This window comes from Streptomyces sp. NPDC051569, from assembly GCF_044454085.1.
GTDB lineage: Bacteria > Actinomycetota > Actinomycetes > Streptomycetales > Streptomycetaceae > Streptomyces.
Window position 1 is genome coordinate 1 of sequence record NZ_JBITDJ010000039.1, and the last position, 13,611, is coordinate 13,611.

The following is a 13,611-nucleotide window of genomic DNA, read 5'->3' on the forward strand; positions in this document are numbered from 1 at the left end:
TCTCCTCGTGCCACGTTCGGACCGCTTCCGGATCCTGCTCGACGGCCCGCTTGTCCGGCCGCTGGAAGGTCAGACCCCAGCGCTTGAGGTACTTGTCGACCCCAGGCTCGGTGAAGCGGACTCCATACAGCGTGAAGATCAGCCGGCCTATCTGCCCCCGCGTCCACAGCTGGCCCGAAAGCCCCAGACCGGACGGCGTGTGATCGAGAACAGCCTGCCGCACGGCGGCCTGCTCGACCTCGGACAGAACCTGATGCTCACCCACGCGCCGGCCCCGAGGGCGGGACAGGAGCGCGTCCCGGCCGCCGGCCCGCCACCTCGCCCACCACTTGTCCACGGCTCTGACCGACACCTTGAACAGAGCGGCAACCTCCACCCGGTCCCGGCCCTCCACCAGCGCCGACACCGCCAGCAACCGCACAGCCTCCTGCGCCTCCGGCGACCAAGTCCGCGCATCCCCCACCAGATCACTCACACACCATCAACGAGCCTGAACCCAAAGCGTTTCGGATCAATAGCCTGCGAATTGCATTGCGGAAACAAGTTGCAAGGTCTGTGGGGATGGAGCGATTTAGACCTTGGCCTTGCGCCACGGCGCGGTGGGGTCCGACAGGGTGTCGAGGATCAGCTCGCACTAGGTGACGGCAGCGTTGACCGTGAGTCGGGTGTGGCGCACTCCAAGCCCGGACGGTGCGCTCGCCTGGCCGTGACCGCTGCCGAAACCCTGGTTGCGTAGTTCGGCGACCCCGACGGCGATGTTCACCGAGCCCGAAAGGATCTTCTTCACGGCCTTGCTGCCGTCCGGTCCTTCAGGCGCCGAGCCGGCATCAAGCTTCAGCGCCTTTTGGACAGTGCTGATCAGAGCGGGATGTGCGGCGTTCTTGTCGACCTCGATGCTGAGTTCGTTGAGAGCCGTCTTCGCGGTCGCCTCGATGAGCTGCTTGGCTGCGCCAATGGCACCGTGAGGATCTGTGGTGAGCTCTCTGCGGATACGCTCCAGCTCGATTGTGATGCCTGAGGCGTCGCTCAGGCCGCTCAGGTCACGGACCAGCACCGGCGGGTTGGACCAAGAGATTCTGCCCTCCCGATCGAGAGCGAAGCCGTCTCGTTCCAGGCGCACCCTGATGTCGTCCAACCACTTCGGTGTGCTCTGATCGCCCGGGTCGCGGTACGCGCGAATGAAGTCCTCGAAGACCAGGAGCGCACGCCGCACCTGGCTCGAGTCTGACCAGTCGACACCTTCCGCGTAGAGCATGAACTCGGTTCGACGCTGGCCCGAGTCCTGGCACTTCAGCTCATCTGGAGGGATGGGAGCGAACCCGTGGTCCTCCCACAGCTCGGCCACGATGCGGATGGTCAGGTCCGTGGCCAGAGAGTGAAAGGCGTTGCGGGTCGCGGGGCTCACGAGATCCCGCCGTGCGGTGACGGTCATAGTCTGAAGATAGGAGCATGCGATGGCGCCCGTCTCGGTCTTTCGCAGCGGGGCGTCTGTCGCTGACCAACGTCGCCCTCTCTGCTGTTACTGGGCCCACGCCCCTCTGATGAGTACGAGCCTGAACGCAGCGGCCCGCTTGGCCATCCGCTGCTTCCACGGCGTTGGATCCTCCTCGGCGATCTCCCGCCACAGCGCCGCAGATGCGGAACCGAATGCCGCCAGTGCCTCCGGATCGGTGTTCCGCCATGACGGGAAGCGGCCTGCGAACACGATCGCGTCCTCCGCCGGGTGGCCGGCGTCCATGAGCCTCAGCGCCAGGGCGCCTGGATCGATCCACGCCGCACCGCGCGTTGGCCACGCCCAGTCGACGAGGCGGGCACGCCCGTCGGCGATCAGGACGTTGTGCGGTGCGAAGTCGGTGTGCAGCAGGGTGTTGCCGCTGAAGTGCTGGAGCGTTCCGGGCGGAGCGTAATCCGCCCAGCGGTCCACCGCGTCCTTGATCTCGATGTCGGCCGGAGCTGTGACCCGTTGCAGTTCGGTGAGCGCGGCTTCTACGAGCGCCAAGTCGGCTGAGCCGGGCCTGTAGTCGGCGTGGCGACCGCTCAGGACCTCGTATCCGAGAAGGCTCCATCCACCGACTTCCAGGTGCCAGTACAGGCGGGGACAGGACGTGGGCAGGTGGGGGGCGATCTCCGCCTCGCGGCGCTGTGCTGCGACCTGCGGATGATCACTCGCGATGCCCTTCACGAAGACGCAGCCGTTTTCGGTCTCCAGGACGGAGGCGACACCGGAGTTCATGCCGCCGGTCATGGTCACCGCCTGACGCACGGCGCCGGTCTTGTCGGTGACAGCTTGGCGGACGTCGGCGGGGAGCTGATCGAAGGGAATGCGAGACATGGACACGCGCGGTTCCTCATGGGGCTCGGAGACAAGGGAGTGCCGCCCCGGCCAGGGTATGACCGGGGCGGCACTCATGGGGTGCGTACGCGAGCGGTGCGGCGCCCGCCTGCGGTGTATCTAGTACGGCTGGTCGTCGCCGGCCGAGCAGCTGCACTCGGCGCCTTCGGCCACCTCATCCAGGTCGGCGACGATCTGGACCTCGTCGTCGCGGATGGCTGCGGCTGGCAGGGGCACGGGCAGGGTGCCGACGGCTCCGTCGGTGGGGCGCCGGCCGATGGTGAGCACCACCGGTTCGCGCGGCGGGGTGAGGGTTGTGGTGGGTGGGGTCATGATCCGTAGCCTCCGTGTTGGCAGTAGAGCTCTCGTCGGTCCCCCGCCTCCTGGTAGAGCTTGGCCAGCGGCCGGCAGGTACGGCAGGTGCCGACCTTCGTGCAGCCGGAGCATCCACCGGTGCGGAGCTGTAGGGACTCGGCGATGGCGCCGAGTCGAGAAAGGGCGTCGACGCCCTCGGTGACGAGGTTCACGCTCGGGTCGCGGCCGACCTTGCAGACGGACGCGATGCCGTGCGGGTTGACGTGGAAGAACGTCCGGCCGGCATTGCAGCCGGTGAAGATGCTCCGGGCCTTGATGTGGCCCTCGGCTTGTGTCGCCAGCGGGTTCGCCTCGCCGTCGATCGTCGGCGACATGTTCGTGAAGACCTGGTGCGGGAAGCCGTAGCGCTCGCACAGGGCGACCATCGCGTCGAGTTCGTGAACGTTGTCGTCCGACACGATCACGTTGAGCCGGACCGGCAGCCGGTCCTGACCGGCGGCGTCCAGGCCCTGGATGAACCGGCCGAACGCGCCGCGGTTGCGAGTGACCTTGTCGTACGTACCCGCAGTCGCGCCGTACACGCTGAGCGTGAGCCGGTAGGGCCGACGGCGGGCGAACAGGTCGCGGATCGGCTGCTTGCGTAGGGAGGAGCCGTTCGAGGAGACCTGCACCATCATCCCGAGCTGGTGGGCGTACTCGTAGGCGGCGCCGAACTCACGGTCGATCAGTGCCTCGCCGCCAGTGATCTGCAGCCAGAGCACGCCCGCGTCGCGCATCGTCCGCAGGAGTTGCTGTTTGCCCGTCCAGTCCAGGCCCTCGAAGCGCTTCTCGCCGAGGTAGCAGAACTCGCAGTCGTAGTCGCAGCCGAGGTTGATCTCCCAGGACGCCTTCGCGTACCCGTACGGCGAACGCTCGCGGACGAGGACGAAATCGCCGACCGGCCCGTCAGGCAGTTCGATGCCCCACGCCTGCCGCGCGGCATCGGCAAGCCAGGCCAGCAGGGGGTCTCCCTCGTGGCTCGCGGTGCGCAGTTCCTCGTAGCGGATCCCAGGAATGCGCACACCGACCGCACGGCCTGGCTGAAGAAGGAGGTGCTGGGCGAGGAACGGGCTGGCCACGAGACGCGTGCTTGATGCGGCAGGCGCAGCCCGATCCGGTGTGCCGGGTGCGGTCATCGGACCTCCACAGGGCGGTCGTCGCGGTCTGAGCCGGGAGGGCTGATCGGGTGTGCGGCGTCGCCCGCGGTCTTGAAGCAGGACCAGATGACCTTTCCGAGCGGGGTACGGTCCTTCACTCCCCATTCGTCGGAGAGCGCGGCCGCCAACGTCAGGCCCCGGCCGGAGATGTCTGTGACGGCCGGCTCGCGTACGACAGGCTGCTGGCGACGGCTGTCGTGCACTTCCAGGCGTACGCAGTTGTCGTCGATGTCGAGCCGGACGAGGAAGCCGTGCCCGCGGGCGGTGCCGTGGACGACGGCGTTCGTGGCGAGTTCGGAGACGCACAGACGGATGTCCTCGGTGCGGCTCGTCAGGCCCCAGCCGTCCAGCGCCCGGGTGGCGAAATCCCTTGCCTTGCGTACGGACTGGTGTCGAGCGTCGAAGAACTGCTGAAGTGACTCGGGCATGGGGTGCCTCATGACTCCGTGCTCAGGAGGAGAAGTGGTGCGGGGAAGCGGCGGTGGGCGGTCTGGTGACGAGGCACGTGGACGTGCCCGATGCGGGGACGGCGGGCCAGCAGCAGGCGGGCGCCAGTGGCCTCGATACGGCGCGTGCGTTCGGCGGCGAGGTGCTTCGGCCCCAGGTGGGACAAGGCGGGGGCGATGACGCCGTAGACGTCGGGAAGGGCCAGCGCGTCCAGCAGACCGGTGAACGCGGTGGAGGTCGGTTCGGTCTTCGCGTGCCTGTCCTTGAAGACGCCGGAGAGCTGAAGTTCATGGATCCGGCAGTACTCCGTCAGTGACCCCTGTAATGCCGTCTGACGGGCTACGGAGACCCCGACCAGCCGCAGGAAGCCGTAGACGACGGGCCCGTTGACCGGGCGGTGCTCGGTAAGGAGTTCCATGCTCGTGACCGTCCAAAGGGACTCGGCGAAAGAGTGACCTCTTGAGCGTCGCCGTGTCTCAACGTGTAGGGAATCACCGGCTGTTCCACTTGCGCTCTACTTCCGCCCTACGGGCTGGAGGCTTCTGCTTCCATGGCTGGTGGAAGGGAGCGACGCGTGGCGACCGTGCACCACTGGACCGGCCTGGAGGCCAGAGCTTTACGGCTCGCCCTCCGCCTGAGTGTGCGGGCTTTCGCCGAGCGCCTCGGTCTCGCCGTCGCGACCATCTCGAAGTGGGAAAAGCTCCGGTCCGCGACCGAGCCCCGCCCTGACACCCAGGCCATTCTCGACACCGCACTCGGCCGCGCCGATGCTTCCGTGCACCTGCGCTTCGAAACGCTCCTGTCGGAGATGGCCGGCCCCGGGCAGGTGGCAGCCGGACGCCGGGTGACGGCTGCCGGGCCCAGAGCCTGGGAGTACGAGTCGTGGACCGACGACCTGGACCGTGCCGTCGTCGCCTTGTCCCAGCAGAACTTCACCTTCGCCGACAGCCTGCTGGGCCGATGGCTCAACCGTTTCACGGCCGCCGAACTCGACGACAAGGGCCTGTACCTCTACGCCCGATCCACGGCGCTAGTCGGCGACCTCAAGCGTGACCAGGGCGCCGTGCTCGGACCACTGTCCGCCCGCCACTCCTACGCGGGCGCACGCTCGATCTTCAACCAGCTCGACATCCCCCGCCGCGTCGCCCAGCTCGATCTTTCCCTCGCGGTCGTCGCGGAGATGTCCGGTGACCTGGAGGCGTCAGCTCGTACGTACGAGACGCTCGCCGTCGACGACCGGCTCTCTCGCCGTGACCGGGCCAGAGCCCGCCTGTGGGTGGGCACCGCGCTCAGCAAGGACGGCAACCACGACTACGCGACCCGCGTGATGCAGGCCGCGACCCGTGAATTCGAAGACCTCACCGAACCCGACGACTGGTCGGTGGCCCATCAGAAGCTCGCCCTGGCCCGCCGGGGCGTCGGCGACCTCACCCAAGCCCTGCACTTCATCGACATCGCCCGAAGCAGCGGGAGCACCGACTCACCGATGCAACGCGTACGACTGGATACCGCTCACGGCCACATCCTGCTCTCCGACGCGGCGACCCGCGATGATGGGCTACGCGTTCTCGGCCAGGCCGCTCGGACGGCCGCGCAGTACGGCCTCGTGCACCAACTGCGCAGTATCGAGAGCGTCAAGGCCAGCAGTGAGGGGCCGCCCCGGGCCTCGCCGACGGTGATCAGGGAGACGAACGCGTGAGTGACAACCAGCAGGCCATCACCGAAGACCAGTGGCACCAGGCCAAGTTGATCTGGGACTACCACCAGATGCACCACCAGGCCCGCCCCGTCGACGTGGCGATCGGCCTGGGCAGCCACGACCTGGGGGTGGCCGCGCGCGCCGCCGAGCTGTACCACGCGGGTCTCTTCCCCACGCTGGTCTTCACCGGCGGCAACAGCCCGACCACCGCCAAGGTCTTCCCACGCGGCGAAGCGGTCCACTTCCGCGAGCACGCCATCGACCTCGACGTCCCCGCCTCCGCGATCCTGCTGGAGCCCCACGCCGCGAACACCGGGCAGAACATCACCCTCGCCCGCGAGGTCCTGGCCGACGCCGGCATCACCCCGAAGAAGGTGCTGCTGGTCTCCAAGCCCTACATGGAACGGCGGTCGTACGCCACCGCCCGCAAGCTGTGGCCCGAGGCCGAGATGGTGTGCGCCTCGGAAACGCTGGAGTTCGACGACTACCTCAAGTCCATCGGCGACGAGAAGCTCGTGGTGGACATGCTCGTCGGCGACCTCCAGCGGGTGATCGAGTATCCGAAGCTCGGGTTCGCCATCGAGCAGGAGATCCCGGAGGACGTGCATGCCGCGTACGAATCCCTCATCCATGCCGGCTTCACCAGCCGCCTCATCGCTTCCTGAACTCTCCTCCCCGGGCGGCCTGTGCGCCATCCACCAGCCCAACTTCATGCCCCGGCTGACCACGCTGGCCAAGCTGTTCGCGGCGGACCACTGGATCGTCCTGGACGACGTGCAGTTCGTCCGCCGCGATTACCAGCATCGCGCCCGCATCGCCACACTCGACGGCCTTGGCCCGAACCGGTGGCTGACCATCCCCACTTACCGCCCCTCCGGGCGCGCCACCCTCATCAGGGACACCCTGATCGCCGACCCTGCCGCGGCCCGACGCAGAGCCTCATCGATCCTGCGCCAGCAGTACGGGACCAGCCCTCACTGGCCCGCCCTTGACCGCGCCCTTCAGCCGGTCTGGAACGTGTTCGACACAGGAAGGGTCGCGACAGTCGCCACCGCCTCCACCCGCGCGCTGCTCGAACTACTCGGCTGGCGGGGGCAGATTTCCACCAGCAGCACCTTGACGGCACGCACGGGCCGGTCCGAGCGGCTGGCCGACCTGGCCGACGCCACCGGTGCACGCGCGTACCTGTGCGGCACCGGTGGCATGACCTACCTGGATCACGCCCCCTTCACCGAGCTGGGCGTTGCCGTTGTCCCGTTTCTTTCCCCGGCCACTGGGCTGTGGGCCTCGGGGCGACAGGTCAGTGCTCTGCGGGCGCTGGCCTCCCGCGGGCCCGACGCTGTGGGAGCCCGGTTCCGGGCTCTCGCGTTCGCCCACGATGCGCTGGGGTGCGCGGCCTGACACCGCTTCGGATACGGACGGGTGTGATCAACGACGTCGTGCCTGCGGAGACGGCGACTGGGAGGCCGGCGCAGTCGCTGTCGGTCGGACCGGCGTGCCCTGCCACCGTGCCGCACTCCGCATCCGTGCCACACGTGCACGGTCACTTGTAACCGGCCTGGCGCTGAGCCGCTCGACGCGCCAGGTCAGAACGCGTGCGGGGCTTCGGGCATCGTCGAGTGCCCGCTCGTCGGTGGCCTGCTGGAGCAGCTGCTCCGGATCGTGTCCCGCCTTTTCGGCGGTCGCGAGCACGGCTGTGAGTGCGTCGAAGGACGGGTCGTCGATTACCTGTGTCGCATGGGCCGGCATGGTCTGTCGGATGAGGAGGGTGTGCCGCTCCACGACTTGTTGGGGTGGCCGGCGTTGGGCGAGCGCGGTCAGCGGCGCGGCGGCCGTCTGCTCGTAAGCGGCTTGCAGGTGGATCAGGGTCTGGTGGGCTGCCACCACCTGCTGGTCGTGGTGACGTCGCTGGTGCCAGCGGGCGGAGGCGATGACGACAAGGATTGCGGCGTCGAGGAACATCGCCAGCAGCGCGCCGTCCCTCGGGGCGGGTTCGCGGACCATGGCCCGCACGGCGCCGCGCAGAGCGCGGGCGTGCTGGTGCTCGGCCTGGACACGGGAGCGGGTGGCGCGCTCGAATGCCTCGGCTGCCTGTCGGAGTTGGGGGCGGATGGCCTGCGGTGCCAGGAGGGGCAGGGCGTCGATGGCTTCGCCGAAGGCGGCCAGGTGGGCCTGGGCTGCTGTGTCATCACTGTGTTCGAGGCGGTGGGGGATGCGTTCTGCGGTGGCGGTGGCCTGGTGCCATGGGTTGGTTGTGCGGGGGCTGTTCTGGGGTTCGGTGGCGTCGAGGCGCTGTCGGATCTTGGGGAGGGACAGGTCCGGGGCGAGTTGGGAGCCGGAGTACCAGATCGGTTCCTGCTGGGCGTTGGTGTCGCCTTCGAGGGCGACGGTGTAGCCGCGTACGTCGCCGGACGGGAAGTGCTTGATGTCGACCATGACGTGGTCGGTGTGCTGGAGGAGGCTGATGAAGTCCTCGGTGCTGGTGGCGGCGGCCACGGCGGTACGGATCGTGGTGCGCAGGCGATCGCGGGCGGTGCGGGTCTGGCTGGCGCGTTTGGCTTTCTCCTGTTCGGCGCGGGTGGGTCGTTTGGCTGCGGTGCGGTCGCCGCGTACGACCTGGTAGAGGTCGTATTCCTTCTCGATGGTGGCGAGTTCGCGGTCGGCGGTGAGGTAGTCGTTCCAGTGGCGTGCGGTGCGCAGGTCGGCGCGGACTTTGGTGGCGGCGATGTGGATGTGGTCGGGAGCGTGGCGGACGGCGACCCAGCGGCAGCCGTCCGGATCACCGTCGGGGGCGATGCCGGTGGCGGCGACGACACGGCGCGCGATGTCCGCCCACTCCTCGTCGCTCAGGATGCGGTCGGTCTCGGCGGCGCGGACCGAGCAGTGCCACACGTGCTTCTCGGGCGATCGGCCAAGCCTGTCGGCCTGCTTGACGTGCAGATCGAGGTCCGCCACCAGGCGCCGCCTCGTAACGTCCGCGTCATTGGCGCGGCCGGGGTCAGGGGCGAAGCTGTCCCAGGCGGCGACCAGGTGCGGGTCGGTGTGGCCTCTCTTGCGGGTGTCGAAGAGGTAGTGGATGAGGCCGGCCGTACTCTGGCCGTTCTTGATCTTCGCGATCATCAGGCCGCCTTGTGGCGGACGGCTTGGTTGGCTGCTCGTGCGATCTGCTCGACGGCGGCGCCGATGGCGGTCCAGGTCTGTGCGGCCTGGGCGAGCAGGGCGGTGTCCACAGGCTGTGGATGCCCGCCGCCGTTGAGCTTCTTGGCGATCTGGTTGATGTTGTTGCCGGCCTGGCCTGCCTCGCGGCGCAGGGCGTTGATCTCGTCTATGTAGTCGTCGAGTTGGGTGCGTTGACCGGCCACGGTGAGGTCACCTTCGACGTGGGCCAGTGTGACGACGGCGACGTAGTGGGCGCCGCTGAGGTTCAGCGACGTGGCCTTGGCGAGGATGGCGGTCCTCTCCTCGGCGCTGTAGCGGACGTCGACTCGTTCCTCACGCCGGCCGCTTGGGTCAGGCTTACGTCGTCGCGCGATGCGGTGCAGGGCGGCTTCTTCGGCGGCACGCGGCAGTGGCACAGCAGCGACGGTTTCGACGTCGGCAGGCTGATTCTCCTCGGGCACCCCCTGGTGCCCGCCTGCCTCCGCCACCCCCGGGGCGGAGGCTTCCCCGCTGGACCGGCCTGTGGACGGTCCAGCGGGATACCTTGCTCCGCTGTTCAGGTGGTTGGTCATCTGCTGCTGTGTGGTGGGGAGTTGGTGGTGCTGCTCGTGCATGAGTGGGTCTCCGAACGTGCTGGTGAAGGGAGTCGGCTGCGTGCACCGTGCCCTCGCGTTGCTGTTCGCGAGGAACACGGGGAAGTGAGGCTCAGACGGCGTCGGCGCTGACCGCGCGGTCAGCCCGCTGCTCGGCGTCGTCCAGCTCGGCCTGGACTAGGTCCTTCAACCCGTCTGCTTCCTTGCGGCCGATGGTGAGCCCGCCGTCTCGGAAGGTGTCCTCGATGTGGCGTCGGGAGGCTCGGCCTTGGCGTCCGAGGGGTGCGCTGCGGGCGAGGGCGAGCCGTTCGGGATCGACATCGTCCGGCTCGGGCTGTTGTGGCTCGGCGGAGCGAGCCACAAGACCCGTCGCGGGAGCCACGTCGTCCGCGTGGTCAGCCACCTCGGTGCCAGTTGGCTTTCTCACGTCGAGGTGCGCACCGCCGGGGACGCCGGACGTGACCCGTTCCAGGTCGGCGCGCGGAGGGGCGGGGGCCTCGGAGCTGTCGGTGGCTTGGGGGTCGTGCGGTTCGGGCGCGGGGTGGTGGTGGACGACGATGTAGAGGTGGACCGCGCCGGCCAGGGCGAGCGGGGCGATGGCGGACAGGCCGCCGACGGTGAGGTCGTCGAGGCGCAGTCCGTTGCCGTGGTGGGCCTGCTGGTTGAGGCGGACGGCGTGGGTGGCGTTGGCCCAGATGCTCGTCACGGTGGCCGCGCCGACGAGCAGCCACACGTACAGCCGGGAGTACCAGGGCGCGGTGCGCAGCATGAGCAGGGCGCCGACGCCGACGGCGATGAACCCGTCGATCACGAGCGGGAAGGCGTAGGTCAGAAGGCCGCGGATGTGGATGGCGACGCCCATCTGCCGTAGAGCGTCGTAGGAGAGGGCGAAGGCGAACACGGCGAGCAGGGCGATGCCGAGGCGGATCAGGTCGGTGCCGCGCAGGGCGGCGGTGCGGGCGGACAAGCGGAGGCGCTCCAGATGGTTCGGGGCGGCGGCCATGGTGCAGCAGGGGGCAGGGTGGGGTGGCCGCCGTGGGGTGCTGGGACTCGTAACACCCGTCGCATGCCTGCTCAGAGCAGGTACGGGTGGGCGTGAAGTTGCGGGACGACTCGTCGCGGGCTGCTCACCCGTCCCTGGGCTGACCTGCGCAGGGACGGGTGATGCGGGTGGAGACGGGTCAGGCTGCGGTGTTGGGCAGCGGCTCGCCGGCCGCCGGGGCGGGCTCGGCGGCAGGCCCCGGCTCGGGGCAGTACCGGGCCCAGGTGTCGAGGAACTGGGTGCGCGCGTAGCCCCTGGCCTGAGCGCCGCCGGGGAAACGGCGGTTGGTCGCGTTGATGCCGTAGGGCTTCAACAGCAGCTGCAGATGCCGCGGAGTCAGGCCCTTGTCACTGCCCTTGTACTCCGCCCACGGCCCCTCCTTGTCCGCGTTGAGCGCCTCCAGCAGCTGCCTGGTGCTCAGCAGGGCAGGGTCACCGATGGCCATGAAGGCGCTGCGGATGTCGACCAGGAGGCGGGAGCGCAGATCGCCCTCCTGGTTCTGGCCCGTCTCGTAGTCGGTCATGGAGCGGCAGGCGGAGGGGGCCCGCACCGGCCAGTTGCCTCCCGCGAGATCGGCGACAGCGACCAAGGGCTCCCAGGTGTCTGCCGCGCGGTCCTCGACCGGCATCGGCGGCTCCATCTCCAGCGCCTGCGCGTGGAGCGGGTGAAGCCAGGCGCGCAGGCGCTCGCGGATCGCGTGCAGGGCCGGGGTGTCCCGGCCGGTGCGGAAGGACACCACCCTCTCGCTCGCCGCGCGACGGCGCATCCGGATCACCACCGCCCGGTCCATGATCGTGTCGGGCAGGTCACCGATCCCGGCCAGCGCCGCCATGGCGAAGGTCGCGAACTCCTGCACGTCATGCTCCGGCCCGGACACCCGCAGCGTCGGCCGGCCACGCTGATGCCCGGCGTTGATCAGGCCGCGCACCTCCTCGTTCTTCTCCGCCGCCTTGCCGGTGGAGAACATGGTGTCCGCCTCGTCGACCAGCAGGGTCGGCGGGTCGTCACCGTCGATCGACCGGAAGATCGCCGCCGCACTCGCGTTCACCGTGATCAGGCGCTTGTGGACTGTCTCGGTCACCACGTCCAGCAGCCTGGACTTCCCGCACCGCTTCTCCGGCGCGACGATCGCCAACCGCGGCGCGTGCTGCCACGCCCCCTGCAGATGCGTCGCCGCCACCCACAACGTCACGGCCGTCACGGCCTCCTCGCTCGACATCGCCACGTACCGCTTGATCTGCGCCCGCAAATCCTCCAGAATCTGCGGGCCCTCGGACGCGGGCACAGCCTTGGAGGCGTCGCCGAGGTCCTCGTCCGCAGGAGGCGCGGTGGACTCGGCCGGTTGGCCCGGTACGGCAACCGGAGGCCATGACGGGGCGGCGGTGTCATCGGGAAGGGATGGCGTACTCGGCTGGGGATCGGTCATACTGGGCATCAGCTCCTCTGCTTGCGGGCCGTATGGGACGGCAATCCCGGTCTCCGCAGGTTGATCGCTAGGGATGGCGGTTGAGAGGTTTGCGCTTGAGCCCCCGGCATTGCCGGGGGCTTCTTTCATGTCTCGTGCGGGCGTGCGGGACTCCCTGAGGTTGGCGGGGTGGGTGCCACCACTATGCCACATGAATTGCAGATCGCAGAAGTGTTCTGCATCTCGCAGTAAGCATGTTACTGTTATGGGGTCCTTGCAAATGGCAGGGCGCTGCTACGAACGGAAGGAGGTGGCTATGACGGATGAAGACCCGCCGCAGGGTGTTCTACTCAGTGGCGAGGGCAACGTCGCGGTGCGCATCAAGCTGGAACGCGAGGCGCGCGGCTGGAGCACCAACGCCCTGTCCGACCGCATGAACGAGGCCGGCTTCGAGATGAACCCGTCCGCGGTCTGGCGGATCGAAAACGGCAAGCGCCGCATTAACCTCGACGAGACCATCGGCTTTGCCGAGGTCTTCGGCCTCGACCTGCGCAACCTCGTCGGCCCCCCGCAACTGGCAGCCAAGGCCCGTGCCATGGAGCTTATCGACGAAGTCCTCGACGCGTTCCGCGCGACCCAGCGCGCCAACATGGCCTTCACCGAGGCACGCGATGCCCTCGACGCCTACCTCGCCGAACACCCCGACGTGCGCGAGGAAGCCGACGTCATGGTCTCCAACGCCATGGCGGAGGAGGCCAGTAAGACCATGCTGAAGATGCACGGACCTCCGCCGGGCGGCGGCGACGCCGATCCTGCCGGCGAGGCATAGCCTCCGGCTCTCACTCCCGTCCTGGACTCGCAAACCCCCAGCACGGGCAGCTCACTCCCATCCCAGCGATCGACCGGCAGGCGGCATTGCCGTGCCACACGCCTGCCAGAAGAGGACCCATCCCTTGCGCCAACCCGCGATAACCCCTGCCTCCGCACCGACTCCGCATGCCGAGGCCGCGCTGCCGCGCCTCTATGTCCCCGAGGAAGTCGCCGCCGTACTCGGTTGCTCTGCCTGGTGGGTCAAGGACCGTGCCCGCCGACGGCTCATCCCGTTCACCCGCGTCGGCCGCGCCTACCGCTTCTCGGACGAGCACCTTGCCGAGATCATCCGCATGCACGAAGAACGTCCGGCCCAGACGTCCCAGCGCCCTGGCGTCGTTCTGGCGCCGACCCGGAAGCCCCGCGGTCGGCAGCAGCCCGAGACGGCTGCCCCCACGGTCCGTCTCAAGGCCCGCCCGCCACGTCGGATGTCCAAGTCCCAGTTCGGAACCGCTGCTTAACCTCGCGCTTTCATGAAGCGGGGCGTCCGATGGGTGGTCAGGTAAGCGAAAAGTGCCTCTGACCAGCAAGAATGAGGATTGTCGAGGTCCTT

Annotated in this window: 16 protein-coding genes; 5 read left to right on the top strand and 11 right to left on the bottom strand. The window is 68.7% G+C overall.

All coding sequences use genetic code 11. From position 1 onward, the window contains the following. The 7 genes from ACIBAE_RS29155 to ACIBAE_RS29185 form a co-directional block, all read right to left on the bottom strand. Window positions 1-415 (bottom strand): winged helix-turn-helix domain-containing protein (locus ACIBAE_RS29155; RefSeq protein WP_399291288.1); only part of this gene is annotated, 415 nt, incomplete at its 3' end. 219 nt (window positions 416-634) lie between these two features. Continuing rightward, complete coding sequence (locus ACIBAE_RS29160; RefSeq protein WP_399291253.1) at window positions 635-1,432, bottom strand: abortive infection family protein; 798 nt, start codon at window positions 1,430-1,432, stop codon at window positions 635-637. An 87-nt stretch (window positions 1,433-1,519) separates the two neighbouring features. Next, window positions 1,520-2,332 (bottom strand): aminoglycoside phosphotransferase, encoded by an 813-nt coding sequence (locus ACIBAE_RS29165; RefSeq protein WP_399291291.1) that lies wholly within the window; start codon window positions 2,330-2,332, stop codon window positions 1,520-1,522. Between the two features lie 120 nt (window positions 2,333-2,452). Continuing rightward, the gene (locus tag ACIBAE_RS29170) at window positions 2,453-2,665 is read right to left on the bottom strand and encodes a hypothetical protein (protein ID WP_399291256.1); all 213 of its coding nucleotides are present in this window, start codon (window positions 2,663-2,665) and stop codon (window positions 2,453-2,455) included. Beyond that, window positions 2,662-3,765, bottom strand: coding sequence for a radical SAM protein (locus ACIBAE_RS29175; RefSeq protein WP_399291259.1), 1,104 nt, complete (start codon window positions 3,763-3,765; stop codon window positions 2,662-2,664). The genes ACIBAE_RS29170 and ACIBAE_RS29175 overlap by 4 nt, the downstream gene beginning before the upstream one ends. A 53-nt stretch (window positions 3,766-3,818) precedes the next feature. Then, window positions 3,819-4,271, bottom strand: coding sequence for an ATP-binding protein (locus ACIBAE_RS29180; RefSeq protein WP_399291262.1), 453 nt, complete (start codon window positions 4,269-4,271; stop codon window positions 3,819-3,821). An 8-nt stretch (window positions 4,272-4,279) separates the two neighbouring features. Then, window positions 4,280-4,708 (bottom strand): hypothetical protein, encoded by a 429-nt coding sequence (locus tag ACIBAE_RS29185; RefSeq protein WP_399291265.1) that lies wholly within the window; start codon window positions 4,706-4,708, stop codon window positions 4,280-4,282. Between the two features lie 156 nt (window positions 4,709-4,864). Between ACIBAE_RS29185 and ACIBAE_RS29190 the strand changes: the two genes are divergently transcribed. From ACIBAE_RS29190 to ACIBAE_RS29200, 3 genes are read left to right on the top strand one after another with little or no spacing between them, the layout of a single operon-like run. Next, window positions 4,865-5,989, top strand: coding sequence for a helix-turn-helix domain-containing protein (locus ACIBAE_RS29190; protein WP_399291268.1), 1,125 nt, complete (start codon window positions 4,865-4,867; stop codon window positions 5,987-5,989). Next, window positions 5,986-6,654: a YdcF family protein gene (locus ACIBAE_RS29195; RefSeq protein WP_399291271.1), complete on the top strand. Its 669-nt coding sequence runs from the start codon at window positions 5,986-5,988 to the stop codon at window positions 6,652-6,654. The genes ACIBAE_RS29190 and ACIBAE_RS29195 overlap by 4 nt, the downstream gene beginning before the upstream one ends. Before the next feature lie 46 nt (window positions 6,655-6,700). Further along, window positions 6,701-7,390: a WbqC family protein gene (locus ACIBAE_RS29200; RefSeq protein ID WP_399291294.1), complete on the top strand. Its 690-nt coding sequence runs from the start codon at window positions 6,701-6,703 to the stop codon at window positions 7,388-7,390. 27 nt (window positions 7,391-7,417) lie between these two features. Here the strand turns inward: ACIBAE_RS29200 and ACIBAE_RS29205 are convergent, their stop codons facing one another. From ACIBAE_RS29205 to ACIBAE_RS29220, 4 genes are all read right to left on the bottom strand, one after another. Next, on the bottom strand, window positions 7,418-9,109 hold the full coding sequence (locus ACIBAE_RS29205) for a relaxase/mobilization nuclease domain-containing protein (protein WP_399291274.1): 1,692 nt from the start codon (window positions 9,107-9,109) through the stop codon (window positions 7,418-7,420). Continuing rightward, window positions 9,109-9,762: a plasmid mobilization relaxosome protein MobC gene (gene mobC / locus ACIBAE_RS29210; RefSeq protein WP_399291277.1), complete on the bottom strand. Its 654-nt coding sequence runs from the start codon at window positions 9,760-9,762 to the stop codon at window positions 9,109-9,111. Before mobC ends, ACIBAE_RS29205 begins: the two co-directional genes overlap by 1 nt. A gap of 91 nt (window positions 9,763-9,853) precedes the next feature. After that, entirely contained in the window at window positions 9,854-10,744 is an 891-nt protein-coding gene (locus ACIBAE_RS29215; protein ID WP_399291280.1) for a DUF2637 domain-containing protein, read from the bottom strand. A gap of 178 nt (window positions 10,745-10,922) precedes the next feature. Next, window positions 10,923-12,209, bottom strand: a complete 1,287-nt coding sequence (locus tag ACIBAE_RS29220) for a DUF3631 domain-containing protein (protein ID WP_399291296.1) — start codon at window positions 12,207-12,209, stop codon at window positions 10,923-10,925. Window positions 12,210-12,504: 295 nt separating this feature from the next. Here ACIBAE_RS29220 and ACIBAE_RS29225 point away from each other — a divergent pair, with 295 nt between their 5' ends. Both ACIBAE_RS29225 and ACIBAE_RS29230 read left to right on the top strand, forming a co-directional pair. Beyond that, window positions 12,505-13,017 carry a helix-turn-helix domain-containing protein gene (locus ACIBAE_RS29225; RefSeq protein ID WP_399291283.1) on the top strand — a complete coding sequence of 171 codons (513 nt, stop codon included), beginning with the start codon at window positions 12,505-12,507 and terminating at the stop codon, window positions 13,015-13,017. 124 nt (window positions 13,018-13,141) lie between these two features. Beyond that, window positions 13,142-13,519 (top strand): helix-turn-helix domain-containing protein, encoded by a 378-nt coding sequence (locus tag ACIBAE_RS29230; RefSeq protein ID WP_399291285.1) that lies wholly within the window; start codon window positions 13,142-13,144, stop codon window positions 13,517-13,519. Window positions 13,520-13,611 lie beyond the last annotated feature (92 nt).

Excerpts from the sequence above, each read along its gene's own strand:
- ACIBAE_RS29160 (WP_399291253.1), bottom strand. The coding sequence starts at position 1,432 with ATGACCGTCACCGCACGGCGGGATCTCGTGAGCCCCGCGACCCGCAAC.
- ACIBAE_RS29165 (WP_399291291.1), bottom strand. The coding sequence starts at position 2,332 with ATGTCTCGCATTCCCTTCGATCAGCTCCCCGCCGACGTCCGCCAAGCT.
- ACIBAE_RS29170 (WP_399291256.1), bottom strand. The coding sequence starts at position 2,665 with ATGACCCCACCCACCACAACCCTCACCCCGCCGCGCGAACCGGTGGTG.
- ACIBAE_RS29180 (WP_399291262.1), bottom strand. The coding sequence starts at position 4,271 with ATGCCCGAGTCACTTCAGCAGTTCTTCGACGCTCGACACCAGTCCGTA.
- ACIBAE_RS29185 (WP_399291265.1), bottom strand. The coding sequence starts at position 4,708 with ATGGAACTCCTTACCGAGCACCGCCCGGTCAACGGGCCCGTCGTCTAC.
- ACIBAE_RS29200 (WP_399291294.1), top strand. The coding sequence starts at position 6,701 with ATGCCCCGGCTGACCACGCTGGCCAAGCTGTTCGCGGCGGACCACTGG.
- ACIBAE_RS29205 (WP_399291274.1), bottom strand. The coding sequence starts at position 9,109 with ATGATCGCGAAGATCAAGAACGGCCAGAGTACGGCCGGCCTCATCCAC.
- mobC (WP_399291277.1), bottom strand. The coding sequence starts at position 9,762 with ATGCACGAGCAGCACCACCAACTCCCCACCACACAGCAGCAGATGACC.
- ACIBAE_RS29215 (WP_399291280.1), bottom strand. The coding sequence starts at position 10,744 with ATGGCCGCCGCCCCGAACCATCTGGAGCGCCTCCGCTTGTCCGCCCGC.
- ACIBAE_RS29220 (WP_399291296.1), bottom strand. The coding sequence starts at position 12,209 with ATGACCGATCCCCAGCCGAGTACGCCATCCCTTCCCGATGACACCGCC.
- ACIBAE_RS29225 (WP_399291283.1), top strand. The coding sequence starts at position 12,505 with ATGACGGATGAAGACCCGCCGCAGGGTGTTCTACTCAGTGGCGAGGGC.